The organism is Streptomyces sp. MS19 (assembly GCF_047200595.1).
Taxonomy (GTDB): domain Bacteria; phylum Actinomycetota; class Actinomycetes; order Streptomycetales; family Streptomycetaceae; genus Streptomyces.
This window is the reverse complement of sequence record NZ_JBJZOH010000021.1, coordinates 29,386-45,414: the sequence shown is the minus strand read 5'-3', so window position 1 is coordinate 45,414 and position 16,029 is coordinate 29,386. Positions and strand designations below refer to the sequence as shown.

The following is a 16,029-nucleotide window of genomic DNA, read 5'->3' as shown; positions in this document are numbered from 1 at the left end:
AACGCCAGGAGTGCTCAAGAAAAGCGGGGGTATCCGAAGGATCGCTGCCCCAAGAACTGGTGGTGCGGAAGGAGAGACCCCCCGTGATGATGGCCCACCCCGCGGTCCTGCGGAACCTCGTGGAAGAGTACGAAGCGCTCGTCATACTGCGGGACGACGCGTCCAGCCCGGACGTGACCAGGCGCCTGGAAGACGTCACGTACACGCTGTGCGTGTCCACCGGGACCCGTACCGCCGAGGACGCCCTCGCCGCGGCCCACCGCCAGCTCGCGGGCACCGAGCCCGCCGGCTCCCCGGTGCTCAGCGGCGCCTGACCGCGCCGCCCCCGCGCGCACCCGCGCGCGTCCCCCCACAGGGCCGGCCCGCCTCCCCCACGGCGGGCCGGCCTTCTCCCTGCCGGGACCCGGCCCCGGTCAGGCGCCCGGCGCCCGGCCGTCGGACCCGCGTCCGGCGGAGGTGACGGCCGCGGGAACCGCCGTGTCCGCCGCGTTCTCACGGGCCGCGCCGTCCGCGCCCGGCACCGCGGGCGCGGCCGGCATGTCCAGGCTGTCGCGGAGCGTCGCCGGGGTGAGGAACAGCACCGCGATCACGCCGATCAGCGCGATACCCGCGGAGATCAGGAAGATGTGGCCGGTCGCGTCGCCGTAGGCCGCGCGGATCACGCCCTGGACGGCGGGGGGCATCGCCGCGACGTTCAGCGTGGACCCCGCGTCCGAGCCGCCCGCCGCCGGGTCGATGCCCAGCTCGCGCAGCCCGTTCGCGATCTTCGTCGCGACCTGGTTGGCCAGCACCGCGCCGAGGATCGAGACGCCCATGGTGCCGCCCAGCGAACGGAAGAACGTGATCGCGCCGCTGGCCGCGCCTATCTCGTTCAGGGGCACCGTGTTCTGCACCACGAGCACGAGGTTCTGCATCGACATGCCGACACCGACGCCGACCGCGAACATGCCGGTCCCGACCAGGACCAGGGACGTCTCGTGGTCGATGGTGGACAGGCCGAGGAAGCCCAGCGTCAGGACGATCACCCCGGCCAGGATGTACGGCTTGACCTTGCCGGTGCGGGAGACCATGCGGCCCGCGACGGCGGAGGAGAGCATGACACCGGCCATCAGCGGGATGGTCAGCAGGCCCGCCTCGGTCGGCGAGTAGCCCCGCCCGATCTGGAAGTACTGCCCGAGGAACACCGCGCCGCCGAACATGGCCATGCCCACGGCCAGGCTCCCGACGATCGCCAGCGCCGGGTCGCGGCGCTTCACCACGTGCATCGGCACGACCGGCTCGCGTACCCGGGACTCGACCAGCACGGCCGCGCCCAGCAGGACGACGCTGCCGCCGACCATGACCGCGGTCTGCCACGAGAGCCAGCCGAAGTTGTTGTCGACGAAGGTCACCCACAGCAGCAGCAGGCTCACACCGGCGGCGATGAGAACCGCGCCCGCGTAGTCCACGCGCGTCTCCGGGCGGCGCGTCTCGACGAGGTGCAGCGTGCGCGACAGCATCACCAGCGCGATCGCGGTGAACGGGACCGCGATGAAGAAGCACCAGCGCCAGCCGAGCCAGGAGATGTCCGTGATGGCGCCGCCGAGCAGCGGGCCGCCGACCGTGGCCACGGCCATGACGCCGCCGAGGTAGCCGTTGTACCGGCCGCGCTCCTTGGGGCTGATCATCGCCGCGATGATCACCTGGACCAGCACCTGGAGGGCGCCGAGGCCCAGGCCCTGGACGGCGCGGAAGGCGATGAGCTGGGCGGTGTTCTGCGCGAAGCCGCAGGCCAGCGCCGACACCGTGAAGATCACGATGGCGATCTGCAACAGCAGCTTCTTGCTGAAGAGGTCGGCGAGCTTCCCCCAGATCGGGGTGGAGGCCGTCGAGGCCAGCAGGGTGGCGGTGACCACCCACGTGTACTGGGACTGCGTGCCGTTGAGCGAGCCGATGATCTGGGGCAGGGCCACCGAGACGATCGTGGAGCTGATCATCGCCATGAACAGCACGACGAGCAGGCCGCTCATCGCGCGCAGGACGTGGCGGTGGTCCATGGGCCCGGCCGCTGACGGTACGGCCGTCTGTGCGCTCACGCGCACCTCCTGTGACGTACGAAGACGGAGAAAGGGGGACTCGCTCCAGCATAACTGCACACTGGGCATCTTTGCGCACAGGGCAAAAATTTGTGATCTGTAGCATCATGGAGCCATGCCGCACCGACCAGACGGCCCCACGGGCCTGCGTGAACGCAAGAAGGCCGCCACCCGGCAGGCGGTCCACGAGGCCGCGCTGCGTCTGACCGTGGAGCACGGGATCGAGAACGTGACGGTCGAGGCCATCGCCGACGCCGCCGGCATCTCGCGCCGCACCTTCTCGAACTACTTCGCCAACAAGGAGGACGCCCTCCTCTTCGGCGACGAGTACCTCACCGGCCTGCTGCTCGCCGCCGTCAGGGCCCGCCCGCGGGAGGAGTCGGCCTGGACGGCGCTGCGCGCCGGGGCCGTCGCCACGTTCCTCCGGCAGGAGCACCTCCCGCTCGAACGGCAGTGGGCCGTCAGGACGCGGCTCGCCATGCGCCACCCGTCCCTGCTGGCCCGGCAGCTCGCCGGGCGGGTCGCCCTGGAGAACGACCTGGCCGACGCCGTCGCGGGGCGGCCGGGCACGGAGGAGGTGCGGCCCCGGGTGATCGCCGCCGTCTTCCTCTCGATGCTCAGGCTGGCCACCGCCGAGTGGATCCAGGACGAGGGCAGCCGGCCGGTCATGGAAATCTTCGCCGAACTGCTCGACGAGGCCGCCCGCCCCATGCGCTGACCCCTGGGCGCACGGGTGTGCGGGAGCCGCGTCGCGGATCCCTCGAACGGGTGGTTTGCGCGCCATGCCGCGACCGGGCCGTGCCCCCGCGCGCTTGGGTGAGGGGCGCGCGCCCCGCGGGGGGCGCCGCGTCCGTCTCGTGGAGGTGCCCATGGCGACCAGTGCCCCGGCGGGTGACCGGTCCTCGTTCCGCAGCAGTCTGGGCGAGCGCCGCATCGCCCTGGTGGCGTGGCGGCTGCTCGTCCTCCAGGTCGCGCACCCGGCGGTCGCCGCCGGGATGGCGGACTGGTCCACGTACCGCGCCCACCCCTGGCGCCGCGTGCAGCACACCATGGACAGCGGCCGCCGGCTCTTCTTCGGCGACCGCGAAGCGCTGCTCCGCGAGGTGGCCCGCCTCGACCGCGCCCACCGGCGCGTCCACGGCACCGACACCACGGGCCGCTCCTACACGGCGGAGGACCCCGAGGTGCGCGTGTGGGTCCTGATGACCCTCTACGAGGCGCTGACCGCCATGCACGCGCTGTCGGGGCGCCCCTGCACCCCCGCCGAACTCGACGCGCTCTACGGCGACTTCCGCGCCGCGTGCGCCGCCTTCCGGCTGCCCGACGAGCTGTGGCCGACCACCGCCGCCGACGTACCCGGCTACATCGACCGCACCATCCGCGAGCGCCTGGAGGACGGCCCCGAGGTACGCCACCTCCTCTCCGGCATCCTCCGCGAGGCGCCGCCGCCCGCCCGGCTGCGGCTGCTGCGGCCCGCCTGGCCCGCGCTGCGCGCCGCCATCGCCGCCACCCTGGCCGCGCTCACCACCGCCGACCTGCCGCCCGCCTTACGCGAACGGCTCGGCCTGAAGCGCGGCCGACGGGCCGCCGCCCTGTCCTGGACGCTGCACCGCGGCGCCAGGACCGTCATGACCCGGCTGCCGGACCGCTGGCGCTACCGCGTGCCGCCCACCGGGAGCGCGTTCCCCGCCCCGTGCGTCTCCCGGCACCGGCATCGCGCCCGCCCCGCACGCGGGCGCGACACCCGTCCGGCGCGGCTCGACACGTTCTTCCGGCAGGTGCTCGACCAGACCGGCGACGGGCACATCGGGCTCGCCGACCTGCGCGCCATGGCGCACAACGTGTGCTGGCCGCTCGACCTGACCGCCGAGCGTGAGGCGGAGGTCCACGCGGCCTTCGACACGTGGTGGCGGCAGATGGCGGCGACCATGGACACGGACGGGGACGGACGGGTCTCCCGCGCCGAGTTCGTCCGCGCCACGCTCAGCGGGCTCGACCGGGACCCCGCCTGTCTGGAACGGGGGCTGCACGTCGCCGTGCGCGCGATGTTCCGCGCCGCCGACACGGACGGCGGCGGCCATCTGTGCGCGGACGAGTACCGCGCCCTCTTCGGCGGCAGCCGCGTGCACCCGGCGGAACTCAACGACGGCTTCCGCCAGTTGGACGCCGACGGTGACGGCCGGATCACCGAGGCGGAGTTCGTCCGTGCGTTCACCGACTACTTCTCGGCCCGCGCGGACACCGTCGCGGGCGCCAGGATGCTCGGCCGGGCCTGACCCCCCGCGGCGGGTGGACAGGACCGGCCGCGTCAGGAGCGCGCGCCCCCGTGCGGGAACCCGCCCCACGGGTCTTGGTACGCCCGGGGCGGCCGGGAAGCCGCGGTCCGCCTTTCTGCGGAAGGACGCGCACGACTGTGCGGGCGGCGGGTGGACGGCGGCGGCTCCCCGCGCGTGCCGGCGATGACGTGCGGCCCGGTGGGGGAGCGGCGCCCCCTGGTGAACGGCGAGTGCCCCGCCCCCGACATGGCGCCGGGGGCGGGGCAGGGGCCTACACGTTGTGCGTCCACTTCTGGTTGGCCGCGCCGGTGCAGGTCCAGATCTGGGCGCGTGTCCCGTCCGCCGACGAATTGCCCGTCACGTCCAGGCACTTGTCGGACGCCACGTTGACCACGTCATGCGTGGTCGCGTTGTACGTCCACTGCTGCGCGCCCGTGCCGTTGCACGTGTAGAGCTGTAGCTGTGCGCCGTTCGCCGTCGAACCGGCCGCCACGTCCAGGCACTTGCCCAGCGCGCGGATGCTCCCGTCCCCGCCGATCGTCCAGCGCTGCGCCTCGGTGCCGTTGCAGGCGTAGAGCTGGACGGGGGTGCCGTCCGCCGACGAGGCACCGGCCACGTCGAGGCACTTCCCGGCCAGGCCCGTGAGCGTGCCCGCGCCCGGCGTGCCGCCGCCGCCACCGCTCTGCGTACCGGACCAGGTGAAGGTCGCCGTGGTGCGGGCGGGCAGGGTGTAGGTGAACGACTGGTTGCCCCAGTTGACGCGGACCGACTGCGACGACGTGCCGCCGTTGTGCGCGATCAGCGACTTGGTGCCGTTGCTGTTGCGCCACGCGACGTTCTGCACCGTGCCGTTGGCGGTCGAGTCGATGCGCTGCGCGCCCGGCTGCACGAACTTCGTGAGGTGACCGGTCGTGTAGTACTCGACCGTGTAGTCCACCTGGCCGGCGCGCGCACCGCCCTCCTGCACGGTGATCAGGCCGGTGCAGGTGCCGCAGCCGCCGTTGTGCGGGCCCATGTTCTGGTTGAGCGCCAGGCTCCACTTGACCAGGCTGCCGCTCCAGTTGCGGGCGTAGTTGACGATGTCGTTCAGGTCCTCGTTGTGCTGGTTGCCCACCCACGTGCCGCCGGAGTGCTCCGTGCTGAACTGCGGGACGTTCGGGTACTGGTTGTGGACCTGCGTGCCCACCGTCGGGCTGCCGCCGTACCCGTGCCAGGCGACACCGCCGAACAGCGGGTCGTTGCGGACGGCGGGGTCGGCGAGGATGGCCTGGCCGATCTGGCCCCAGTCCCCGTAGTTCCAGTCGTGGATGAGGACCTTGGTGGTGATCCCCGCCGCGCGGAACGCCGGGTAGAGGTGGTTCTTCGTGAACTCGGCGAGACCGGACGCGTTCCAGTTCATGCCGGGGTAGTTCATCGCCGTGGGGTTGCCCGCCTGGCAGCAGTTGGGCTCGTTCTGTACCGAGATGTAGTTCATGGGGATACCGGCGGCCTGGTAGCTCTGCACATAACGGACCAGGTACTGGGCGTACATCGGGTAGTACTCCCAGCGCAGCCAGCCCATCTGGTCCATCCGGCCGTTGTCCTTCATCCAGCCGGGCGCGCTCCACGGCACGCCCTTCACGCGCAGCGCCGGGTTCAACTGCCTGGCCTGACCGGTGAGCAGCCGGACGTCGGTGTCGTAGCCGTTGGCGCCGAAGTCGTTCAGGTCGCAGCAGGTGTCGTCCAGCGACACGTGCCCCGGCCGCGACAGGTCCGAGGCGCCGATCGGGTTGCGCACGAACGACAGGCCGATGCCGTCGGTCGGCGAGAACAGCCTGCGCATCACCTCGTCGCGTGTCGCCGCGCTCACGGCGCCGCCGCGCAGGAGGTGCGCGGTCGTGTCCGTGATGGACGCGCCGCCGCCCTCGAAGGTCTGGTAGCGGGTGTTCTCGTCCACCGTGATCGTGTGGTTCGCCGAGCCGCCCGCCGGGCCGAAGGCGATCGGCGCCTGCTGCTGGAGGCCGCGGGTGACGTTGCGCCCGCCCGCGTCGGACGTGGTGGTCAGCCAGACGTCGACGCGTTCCCCCGCGGCTGCGGCGGTCGGCGCCATGCCGGGGGCGATCAGCAGCATGGCCGTGGCCAGCAGCACGGCTGCGAGGACGGCGAGCGGATGCCGCCGGGGGAGGGACGTGGGGGCCGGTCTCAAGGCGTCCTGCCTCTCTGATGTCTCCCGCCCCTTCTCCCCGTGACCGCGCGCGGCACGGCGCGCCCTGGGCGGCGAACGCGGGCGTACGCGTTCGCGAAGCATCGACCGGGGAGCGGTGGAGGAGGGCGGAAGGCCGGGATGCGGGGGCGCGTGCGGCCCCCGCCGCTTTCCTTGATACGCGATTTAAGGGGCGGCGCAGACCCGCGTCAACCCTCCGGGAGCGCCGGAACAAGGGCTTACTGTCTGCGGATAAGGGGCTCTGTCCGTTCCCTTGACGCCCCTGCCGCAGGGCTCTAGCCTCCTGGGGAGGAAAGGTCCAGACCATCGCACGGCAGGGCGCCCGGTCGTCTCCTCCTGTGGCGCGGTGCGCCGCCGCGCGCCGAATAATTCGCGAGCGCGACGATTTTTACAGAGCCCGGCAGCCCGAGCCGCCCGCCTCCGCCGCACGGTCGCGCCTCCCGGGGTCTGGTGTGGCGGCAGGGGAAGTCGATACCGTCCGGTGAGACACGCCCCGGCACGGGAACGACCGGTCCGGGTCATCAACTCGCCTGCTCGCTGGCGAAGTCGGCGCATCGTGCCGCCGCGGGGCCGCACCTGCCCCCGGCGCGCCGGCCCCGCACGACCCCGTACACCCCCGCACCTTCCCTCCGCTCTGGAGCCGCCATGTCACGTCACTTGACCGGTTTACTCCTCCTCGTACTGACCCTGGCCCTGGTGGCACCCGTGTCCGCGTCGGCCGACACCGCCACCTCCGCGCCGGCCGTCGCCGACGTGCCGCTGGAGAACGTCACCGCGACCACCACCCAGGTCGCGTTCGGGCTGCGCCGCCCCACGGCGATCGCCGCCCCGGACGACGGCACCGACCGCCTGTTCATCACCGAGAAGCCCGGCACCGTCCGCGTCTACCACCCGGACACCGGCCTCGCCGCGGCCCCGCTGCTCGACATCAGCGACGCCGTCGACATCTCGGGCAACGAACGCGGCCTCCTGGGCATCGCCCTCGACCCCGACTTCGCCGACAGCCAGGAGCTGTACCTCGCGTACACCGCCCTGCCCGACGGCGCCGTCACCGTCGCCCGCTACAGCCTCGCGGACGACTCGCTCGACGTCGTCCTGAGCCAGCCCCACGCCGAGTTCGACAACCACAACGGCGGCCAGATCGCCTTCGCGCCCGACGGCTACCTCTACCTCGGCATCGGCGACGGCGGCAGCGCGGGCGACCCGTTCGACACCGGCCAGCGCCTCGACACCCTCCTCGGCAAGATCCTCCGCATCGACGTCAGCCGCAGCTGCGGCGACCTCGCCTACTGCATCCCGCAGGACAACCCGTTCGTCGGCACCGCCGGCGCCCGTGGCGAGATCTGGGCCTACGGCCTGCGCAACCCGTGGCGCTTCTCCTTCGACCCCGCGGACGGCTCGCTGTGGATCGGCGATGTCGGCCAGGGCCGCTGGGAGGAGTTCGACCACCTCGCCGCCGACGAGGGCGGCGCCAACCTCGGCTGGTCCTGCTACGAGGGCCCGGAGGTCTTCGACGAGGCCCAGTGCGACCCCGCCGCCGACTACACCGAGCCCGTCTCGTACTACTCCCTCTACACCGGCGGCTGCGCCGTCATCGGCGGCCGCGTCTACCGGGGCGAGCAGTACGCCGACCTGGTCGGCGGCACGTACATCGCCACCGACTACTGCTCCTCCACCGTCTGGGCCATCCGCCCGGACGGCCGGGGCGGCTACGAGACGGCCGAGATCGGCGAGACCCCCACCCAGGTCACCGCCTTCGGCGCCACCGCGGACGGCGAGTTCTATGTCGTCAACGACCTGCCGGGCGGGCTGCACCGCGTCTCGTTCGAGGAGACGGAGCCCGTCTGCCGCGTCAGCCACACGGCGACGACCTGGGGCACCGGCCTCACCGTCGACCTGACCCTCACCAACACCGGCACCGAGCCGGTCAACGGCTGGGAGCTGGACTTCACCCTGCCCCGCGGCCAGACGATCGTCTCCGACTGGAACACCACCCTTGTCCAGGGGGCCAACGTCGTCACGGCGACCAACGCGCCGCACAACGGGACCATCGCGCCCGGCGCCTCCGTGACCCTCGGCTACTTGGCCGAGCACACGGGCGACACCGCGCCGCCCGGCCGCTTCTCGCTCAACGGCACACCCTGCGCGGCGAGTTGACAGCATGTCCCCGGCCGTGCGCCTGCCGCGCGGCCGGGGACGTGTCCCGGCACGGGAACCCCGCCTCTCGCGAAAAGTGATTGACGCCCACGGGCCGCACCGGTGAGGGTGCACCGTACCTGTCACCCAGAGGGCCGGTGACGGCCCTGAGGAGTCCCGTGATCGTCGTCTCGGCCGCGTCCGGCGCGTTCGGAAGCACCGTCCTCGAACTGCTCGCCGACCGGCTCCCCGCCGGTGAGATCGTCGCGGCGGTCCGCGACCCGTCCAAGACGGCCGGGCTCGCCGCCCGCGGCATCACCGTACGGCGCGGCGACTACGACGACGCCGACAGCCTGCGCGCCGCCTTCGCCGGAGCGGACAGGCTCCTGCTGATCTCCTCGCCCGAACTCGACCCGGAGCGCCGCACCCGCCAGCACCGCACCGCGATAGACGCCGCCCGCGCGGCCGGGGTGAAGGCCGTCGCCTACACCAGCTTCCTCGGCGCCGACACCCCGCGCCCCGGTATGCCGGACGCCCACCACGCCACCGAGGAGGCCCTGCGCGACAGCGGCCTGCCGTGCACCCTGCTGCGGCACCCGTTCTACAGCGAGGGATTCCTCGACGCGGCGGTGCTGCGGGAGGCGGCGGCCACCGGCACACTCCCCGACGGCACCGGCGGACGCGGCCTCAACACCGCACTGCGCGCGGACCTCGCCGAGGCCGCCGTCCGCGTCCTCACGGAGGACGGCCACCTGGGGCGCGCGTACGACCTCACCGGCGAGCCGTGGACCATGCCCCGACTCGCCGACACCCTCTCCCGTCTCCTCGGCACGCCCGTCACCACCGCCGAGCGCGCCGAACCGGCGCCCGGCGCGCGCGGGATGCTCGAAAGCCTCGTCCGCGCGGGGGTGCTGGAGCGGACCACCGGCGACCTGCGGGCGGTGCTCGGCCGCCCGGCGACCGGCCTCGACGACGCCGTCGCCCGCGTCCTCGGCATCGCGCGGGCGATCAGGCCAGGCCGTCGTGGATGGCGCTCACCAGATCGCCGTCCGCGCTGTCACCCGAGAACTCCCAGAAGAACGCGCCGCCGAGGCCGCGATCCCTGGCCCAGTCCATCTTCCCCAGCACTGTCTGCGGGGTGTCGTAGCTCCACCACTGGTCGCCGCAGTGCGCGTAGGCCGTCCCCGCCACCGTGCCGGTGGCCGGGCAGCTCGTCTCCAGCACGTGGTAGTCCTCGATGCCCGCCTCGTACGTGCCGGGCGCGGCGCCGGTCGCGGAGCCGCCGGGCTCGCTCTGCGTCACACCGCTCCAGCCCCGGCCGTAGAAGCCGATGCCGAGCAGCAGCTTGGACGACGGCACGCCCTGGCCGAGCAGGGCCTCGACCGCCGCGTCACCGGTGAACCCCTGCTGCGGGAGGCCGTCGTACGGGGTGAGCGGCGAGTGCGGCGCGGTCGGCCCCGTCGCGGCCCACGCGCCGAAGAAGTCGTACGTCATCACCGCGAGGTGGTCGGCGTGCTCGGCGCCATAGGCGTAGTCCACCGCCGAGATCTTGCCGCCGTCCGACGCGTCCGCCGTGATGGCCGCGGTGACCAGCTGGTCGCCGAACTCGGCGCGGAACGCCCGCAGCATGTCGCCGAAGACCTGCGGACCGCTCGTGTCGCAGGTCAGGCCGCAGCCGTTGGGGTACTCCCAGTCGAGGTCGATGCCGTCGAAGAGCCCCGCCCAGCGCGGGTCGTTGACGAGGTCGTGGCAGGACTGCGCGAACGCCTGCGGGTCCTGCATGGCCTGGGTGAAGCCGCCGGACCAGGACCAGCCGCCGAAGGACCACAGGATCTTGATGTGCGGGTAGCGCTCCTTGAGCTGCCGCAGCTGGTTGAAGTTGCCGCGCAGCGGCTGGTCCCAGGTGTCGGCGACACCGCTGACGCTCTCGGCGGCGGTGTACGTGCGCTCGTAGGCGGCGTACGGGTCGCCGACCGTGCACGCGCCGTTCTGCACGTTGCCGAAGGCGTAGTTGATGTGGGTGATCTGCTCGGCTGAGCCGGAGTCCACGATGTCCTTGACGTGGTAGCCCCGGTCGTAGACGCCCCATTCGGCGAAGTAGCCGAGGTTGACCTGGCCCGCGGCGGCGCGTGGGGCGTCCGCCGTCTCCGTCCCGGCCTGCGCCGGGGTGGTCAGGGCGACCAGTCCGGTGACGGGCAGGGCGAGGGCCGCGAGCAGGGTGACCAGGCGCCGGACCCGGCCGGGCCGCCTGGGACGCTCGGACGAGGAGGATGATCGCAAGGGAGTTCTCCCGGATTCGGTGGAGCGAGCTGTGGGGGAAGCCGCGCCGTCCACCTGGGCGCGTGACGACGAGTGGGGGTGTTGTCATGTCGCGCTCATCGCGGCTGTCGCGAGCCTAGAATGGTCTGGACCACGGGGTCAAGAGGTCTGTACCACCGCGCCGTTGCCTCCGCCCTCGCCGGCGAACGGATCACCCGACACCCCCGCGAGCCGGACCAGCCCCGCCCGGCCCCGCTCGGCGACGACCGCGTAGACCGTGTACGACCACCCCCGCTCCGCCCCGAACCGGGCAGCCCACACGAGGAGTTCGTCGACGTCCACCTCACTGACGACCTCGTACTCGTACGCCGCCCCCGCGGGCACGTCCCAGAACGAGACGCGATACCGGGCACGATCCCGCTCCCAGACCGTGTCACGCGGGTCAACACTCCGTATCTCCACACCGCGGAGCCTACGGCGCACCACCGACGGCCCGGCAAGCCAAAATGACTGGGGCCGGTCCACTCCGACCGGTCAGCCTCGTGCCATGCCCGGCAACAGGCACGTTCCAAGGCTCCCCGGCGCGCGCAGGTTTCCCCCCGGACGGGAGGTCTGCCCCCACCCGCGGGCGGCACCGCGTGAACCCCCGCGAAGGCGGCGGTCTCCTCCGTCGCCACCGTGACTTCCGACTCCTCTGGTGCGGTGAGACGGCCGGCAGGTTCGGCGCGGCCGTGAGCGGGGTGGCGATGCCCCTGATCGCCGTGTCCGTGCTGGACGCCGACACGTTCGAGGTCGGTCTGCTCAACGCCACCGCCTGGGTGCCATGGCTGCTGATCAGCCTCCCGGCGGGGGTCTGGACGGACCGGCTGCGGCGCAGGCCGATCATGCTGACCGCCGCCGCCGTCTCCCTCGTGCTCTTCGCGTCCGTCCCGGTCGCCGCACGGCTGGGCCTGCTGAGCATCGGACCGCTGCTGATGGTCTCCCTGTTGACGGGTACGGCCGCCGTGTTCTTCCAGACCGCCTACAGCGCCTATGTCCCCAGCATCCTGGAGCCCGAGGACCAGCCGGAGGGAAACGCCGCACTGCACGGCAGCGCCTCCGCCGCCCAGATCGCCGGGCTCGGCTCAGGAGGACTGATCGCGCAGGCGGCGGGGGCCGTGAACGGGCTGCTCGCCAACGCCGCGACGTTTCTCGTCTCCCTCCTCTGCCTGACCGGCATCCGCCACCGTGAGCACCGTGCCGACAGGACCGGACACCGTGCCGGATCACTGGCCCGGAAGGTACGTGACGGACTGTCGATGATCGTGCGCGATCCCTGGCTCCGCACCTTCACCCTCTTCGGAGCCTTCTCCAACCTGGCCCTGATGGGGTACCAGTCGATCCAGGTCGTCTTCCTGGTCCGCGACGTCGGTCTGGACCCCGGCGCGGTCGGCACCGTCATCGCGGCCACGAGTGCCGGAGGAGTGGCCGGGGCCCTGGCCACGCGTCGCGTCGCCGACCGCATGGGAACGGCGCGCGCCACCCTGCTGTTCGAACTGGGCATCGCCGTGTTCGCCCTGCTCATGCCCCTGACCACCGGTGGCGCCGGGGTCCTGCTCTTCGTCACCGGTGGCTTCTGCGTCGCGACGGGCGCGGTGGCGGGAAACATCATCAAGGCGAGCTTCCAGCAACGCTACTGCCCACCGGCCGTCCTCGGCCGCGTGATCGCGAGTACGGCCTTCGTCGGCTACGGAACGATCCCGCTCGGAGCGGTGCTCGGCGGCACGCTCGGCACCGTGCTCGGGGCCCGTGCCGCCTTGGCGATCATGGCGGCCGGCATCCCGCTCGCCGGACTGGTCCTGCTGTTCTCGCCGATCCGCCGGGTCCGGGATCTGCCCACGTCCTCTGGCGGGGGGACGTGGCCGGCATCCGCCGCCTCCCAGCCGGCCCAGCGTCCCCGCCCTCCGCACTGATCCGGGCACAGCCGGGAAGCACACCGCCCACCCCATGACGCCTGCTCCTCAGTCGCCCCTTCCCTGCCATGTCGTCACACATGCCTCGTTGCCCTCCGCGTCCGCGAGAACCCAGAACGCCGGGACGCGCGCCTCGGAGAGCAGACGTCCCCCGGCCGCGAGCGTCGCCTCGACCCGGCGGACCGCCTCGTCGTGCGGCACGCACACGTCGAAGTGGACGCGGTTGCGCTGCGGACGCGGCGCGTCCATCTGCTGGAACCACACCGCCGGACCCTGCCCCACCGGATCGACGAGCGGTACGCCATGCCCGTCCGCGTCCACCGAGTCCGCATAGCCAAACACCGCCCGCCAGAACGGCCGGACCGCCTGGATGTCCAGCGCGTCGATCGCGATCTCCAACTGCTGGACCGACCGCGGCGCGTCCGCCCCAAGCCCCGGCTCCACCACCAGCCCGCCCTCGCGCAACGCGGCCGTGATCCCGAGCGCCAGATCGACATCCCGCCGCGTCAGAGACTCACGCGCGAACGTCTGCACCGTGAGGACCGTACGCCCCGCCCGCACGTCCACCCGCAGGTGCTCGTCCGCGTCGCCCCCGCACACGTCCGCCGCCGCCGTCGCCACCCGCACGCCCTCCGCGACGGACGCGACCGGCACCGCCCCCAGCAGCGCCCCCAGCAGATACCGCCACCCCGCGCCGCCGACCGCGTCCGACGCTTCCTTCCGGCCCAGTGTCCTCTCCATGCCCGCCATCCTGGCAGCCCCCACTGACAATCCCCCCGCGACCGGCACCGCGGCACGTTGGCGAGAAGCCTCCCTGTCCGGCAGCCCCGCCGCCCCGACACTGACCCGGGCAGCCCCAGCACCACCAGCATCACCAGCACCGCCCGCAGCGCCCGCAGCGCCCCACCGTCACCCCGCCCTTCACCGAGAGACGAGGACCCCGTGCGCACACGACTGACCGTCCTGCTGTCCGCCGCCCTGCTGGCCCTGACCGGCGGCCTGTCCGCCGCCGAGGCGACCGCCGCCCCCCGCACCGCCGCGTGGGACGATCCGGTCATCTGCTACTCGGCGTACAACGCGTCCCCCGGCTGGGACACGATGGAGACGTGCAACGGCCTGGCCAGCGGCATCCCCGGCGACGAACTCCAGGCCCTGCGGCTGAGCGCCTACGGCGCCGACGCCCTGTGCGCCCGCGCCGACCAGGAGGTCATCGGCTGGCAGGCGTGGCAGTGCTCCGGCACGGACTGGGGCGAGATCCAGATCGGCTCCACCACCGCGAGCCGCGGTATCCGCGCCATCGAGTCCACCGTCACCACCGCCACCCTCACCGCCGAGATCCACCTCAGCGGCGGCAGCGGCTGGCAGGGCCCGGTCCAGGGCGCCTCGGTCCGCGTCGGGTCACCCGGCGGCGTCCGCACCGCCGAGAGCATCGGCATCTTCGTGATCTGACCACCCCGCCGGAAAACGCCGTGGCACCCCCTCCCGCGCGGTGCTACGGTCGCTCCCATGCAGCGTGCCGCGATGATGACGACGACGCCGGAGACCGTCCCGGCGCGCTGACCGATACCCACCAGTGAAGCCCCGGGGCGAGTGCCCCGGGGCTTCGCCGTGCGGTCACTCGCCTCACCACCCCGTGAGGAGACCCCCATGCACGACCACCACCGGCTCGGCCGCGAACTCGACCTCTTCGACACCGACCCCCTGCTCGGCGCCGGACTGCCCTTCTGGCTCCCCGACGGCGCGGCCGTACGCCTCGCGCTGGAGGAGTACCTCCGCGACGAAGAGCGGCGCGCCGGATACCGGCACGTCTGCTCGCCCGTCCTCGGCAAACGCGAGCTGTACGAGATCTCGGGACACTGGGAGCACTACAGCGACGACATGTTCCCCCCGATGACCCTGGGCTCGGAGGCGTTCGTGCTCCGCCCCAGCATGTGCCCGCACCACGCGCTGATCTACCGGTCACGCGGCCGCAGCCACCGTGAACTGCCGCTGCGCCTCGCCGAACTGGGCGGCATGTACCGCTCCGAGCCGTCCGGCGTCCTCGGCGGCCTCACCCGCGTCCGCTCCATCCAGCTCAACGACGGGCACATCTTCTGCACCCCCGAGCAGGCCGCCGACGAGGCCGCCGCCGCGCTCGCGATGATCCACCGCGCGTACGAGGCATGCGGCATCGTCGCCGCCCGCCACCGGCTGTCCCTGCCCGGCGCGGGAGGCAAGTACGCCGCCGCGCCCGAGGCGTGGGAACGTGCCGGAGCCCTCCTCGCGGACGTCCTGCGTGCGTCGGGCGTCGCCTACGAGGAGACCCCGGGGGAGGCGGCGTTCTACGGCCCGAAGATCGACGTCCAGGTCGAGGACGCCGCCGGGCGCGAGTTCACCCTCTCCACCGTGCAGATCGACTTCCACCAGCCCGCGCGGTTCGGCCTCGCCTACACCGGCCCCGACGGGGCGAAGCACCGGCCGGTCATGGTGCACCGCAGCGTCATCGGCAGCATGGAACGGGCCGTGGCCCACCTGATCGAACGGCACGGCGGCGCGTTCCCCACCTGGCTCGCGCCCGTCCAGCTCGTCGCCCTGCCTGTCACCGACGCGGAACTCCCGTACGCCGACGCCCTCGCCCGCCGGGCCGCCGCCCTCGGGCTGCGCGCCGAGGTGGTGCCGGCCGAACGCGGCAGCCTCGGCGCCCGCATCCGGCAGGCACGGCTCGTGCCCTACCAGGCGGTGCTCGGACCGGCCGAGGCGGCGGGGGAGTCCGTCGCCTTCCGGCTGCGCGACGGCCGCCGCCAAGGCCCGCTCCCCGCCGCCGAGGCATTCGCGCGAATCACCGCCCGCGCGGCGGCCAAGGACACCGCGCTGTGGGAGGAGGCCGCCTGACCGGCACGCGAGTGGCGGGGACATCCCGTCCCCGCCACCCGTTCCCCATCACCCCGGGCCCGCCCCTGCCCGGACCGCAACCACTCAGGACATCACGCGCGCGTGCAGCCGCGTCACCACCTTCCGCGCCGACGCGAACGCCCCGTGCTGCCACGCGATCGCATAGCTCAGCTGGTCACCCGTGAAGTACACCCGGCCCATCCCCTCGTTCAGCGGCGCGAAGACTGGCGCGTCGGGCCCGCCCCGCCGCTGACGCC

General features: G+C 72.9%; 12 protein-coding genes and 2 pseudogenes. 8 read left to right on the top strand and 6 right to left on the bottom strand.

The genetic code is table 11. The annotated features are described in order from the left end of the window. Nucleotides 1-83: 83 nt before the first annotated feature. Nucleotides 84-314: a DUF5133 domain-containing protein gene (locus ACL02R_RS19800; RefSeq protein ID WP_412798285.1), complete on the top strand. Its 231-nt coding sequence runs from the start codon at nucleotides 84-86 to the stop codon at nucleotides 312-314. 99 nt (nucleotides 315-413) lie between these two features. Here the strand turns inward: ACL02R_RS19800 and ACL02R_RS19795 are convergent, their stop codons facing one another. Then, entirely contained in the window at nucleotides 414-2,036 is a 1,623-nt protein-coding gene (locus ACL02R_RS19795) for an MDR family MFS transporter (RefSeq protein ID WP_412798332.1), read from the bottom strand. Nucleotides 2,037-2,190: 154 nt separating this feature from the next. Between ACL02R_RS19795 and ACL02R_RS19790 the strand changes: the two genes are divergently transcribed. Together ACL02R_RS19790 and ACL02R_RS19785 are read left to right on the top strand one after the other, a co-directional pair. After that, nucleotides 2,191-2,793 carry a TetR/AcrR family transcriptional regulator gene (locus ACL02R_RS19790; protein ID WP_412798284.1) on the top strand — a complete coding sequence of 201 codons (603 nt, stop codon included), beginning with the start codon at nucleotides 2,191-2,193 and terminating at the stop codon, nucleotides 2,791-2,793. A gap of 151 nt (nucleotides 2,794-2,944) precedes the next feature. Next, complete coding sequence (locus ACL02R_RS19785) at nucleotides 2,945-4,351, top strand: oxygenase MpaB family protein (RefSeq protein WP_412798283.1); 1,407 nt, start codon at nucleotides 2,945-2,947, stop codon at nucleotides 4,349-4,351. A 271-nt stretch (nucleotides 4,352-4,622) separates the two neighbouring features. On the opposite strand, the gene ACL02R_RS19780 is transcribed toward ACL02R_RS19785, so the two are convergent. Next, nucleotides 4,623-6,461 (bottom strand): ricin-type beta-trefoil lectin domain protein, encoded by a 1,839-nt coding sequence (locus ACL02R_RS19780; protein ID WP_412798331.1) that lies wholly within the window; start codon nucleotides 6,459-6,461, stop codon nucleotides 4,623-4,625. Between the two features lie 738 nt (nucleotides 6,462-7,199). On the opposite strand from ACL02R_RS19780, the gene ACL02R_RS19775 reads away from it, so the two are divergent. Further along, nucleotides 7,200-8,711: a PQQ-dependent sugar dehydrogenase gene (locus ACL02R_RS19775; protein ID WP_412798282.1), complete on the top strand. Its 1,512-nt coding sequence runs from the start codon at nucleotides 7,200-7,202 to the stop codon at nucleotides 8,709-8,711. 137 nt (nucleotides 8,712-8,848) lie between these two features. Then, nucleotides 8,849-9,469, top strand: a pseudogene (locus ACL02R_RS19770) (NAD(P)H-binding protein); the annotation flags it as partial. 229 nt (nucleotides 9,470-9,698) lie between these two features. Here the strand turns inward: ACL02R_RS19770 and ACL02R_RS19765 are convergent. After that, entirely contained in the window at nucleotides 9,699-10,970 is a 1,272-nt protein-coding gene (locus ACL02R_RS19765; RefSeq protein WP_412798281.1) for a glycoside hydrolase family 18 protein, read from the bottom strand. A gap of 138 nt (nucleotides 10,971-11,108) precedes the next feature. Further along, nucleotides 11,109-11,411 carry a hypothetical protein gene (locus ACL02R_RS19760; RefSeq protein WP_412798280.1) on the bottom strand — a complete coding sequence of 101 codons (303 nt, stop codon included), beginning with the start codon at nucleotides 11,409-11,411 and terminating at the stop codon, nucleotides 11,109-11,111. A gap of 176 nt (nucleotides 11,412-11,587) precedes the next feature. Between ACL02R_RS19760 and ACL02R_RS19755 the strand changes: the two genes are divergently transcribed. After that, nucleotides 11,588-12,901, top strand: a complete 1,314-nt coding sequence (locus ACL02R_RS19755) for an MFS transporter (protein WP_412798279.1) — start codon at nucleotides 11,588-11,590, stop codon at nucleotides 12,899-12,901. A gap of 48 nt (nucleotides 12,902-12,949) precedes the next feature. On the opposite strand, the gene ACL02R_RS19750 is transcribed toward ACL02R_RS19755, so the two are convergent. Continuing rightward, complete coding sequence (locus tag ACL02R_RS19750) at nucleotides 12,950-13,642, bottom strand: VOC family protein (protein WP_412798278.1); 693 nt, start codon at nucleotides 13,640-13,642, stop codon at nucleotides 12,950-12,952. 201 nt (nucleotides 13,643-13,843) lie between these two features. On the opposite strand from ACL02R_RS19750, the gene ACL02R_RS19745 reads away from it, so the two are divergent. Together ACL02R_RS19745 and thrS are read left to right on the top strand one after the other, a co-directional pair. After that, entirely contained in the window at nucleotides 13,844-14,350 is a 507-nt protein-coding gene (locus tag ACL02R_RS19745; RefSeq protein WP_412798277.1) for a hypothetical protein, read from the top strand. 159 nt (nucleotides 14,351-14,509) lie between these two features. Further along, a complete protein-coding gene (thrS, locus tag ACL02R_RS19740; RefSeq protein WP_412798276.1) occupies nucleotides 14,510-15,772 on the top strand; it encodes a threonine--tRNA ligase in 1,263 nt (420 codons plus the stop codon). An 84-nt stretch (nucleotides 15,773-15,856) separates the two neighbouring features. Here the strand turns inward: thrS and ACL02R_RS19735 are convergent. Then, a pseudogene (locus tag ACL02R_RS19735) lies at nucleotides 15,857-16,015 on the bottom strand (amino acid oxidase); the annotation flags it as partial. Between the last annotated feature and the right edge of the window lie 14 nt (nucleotides 16,016-16,029).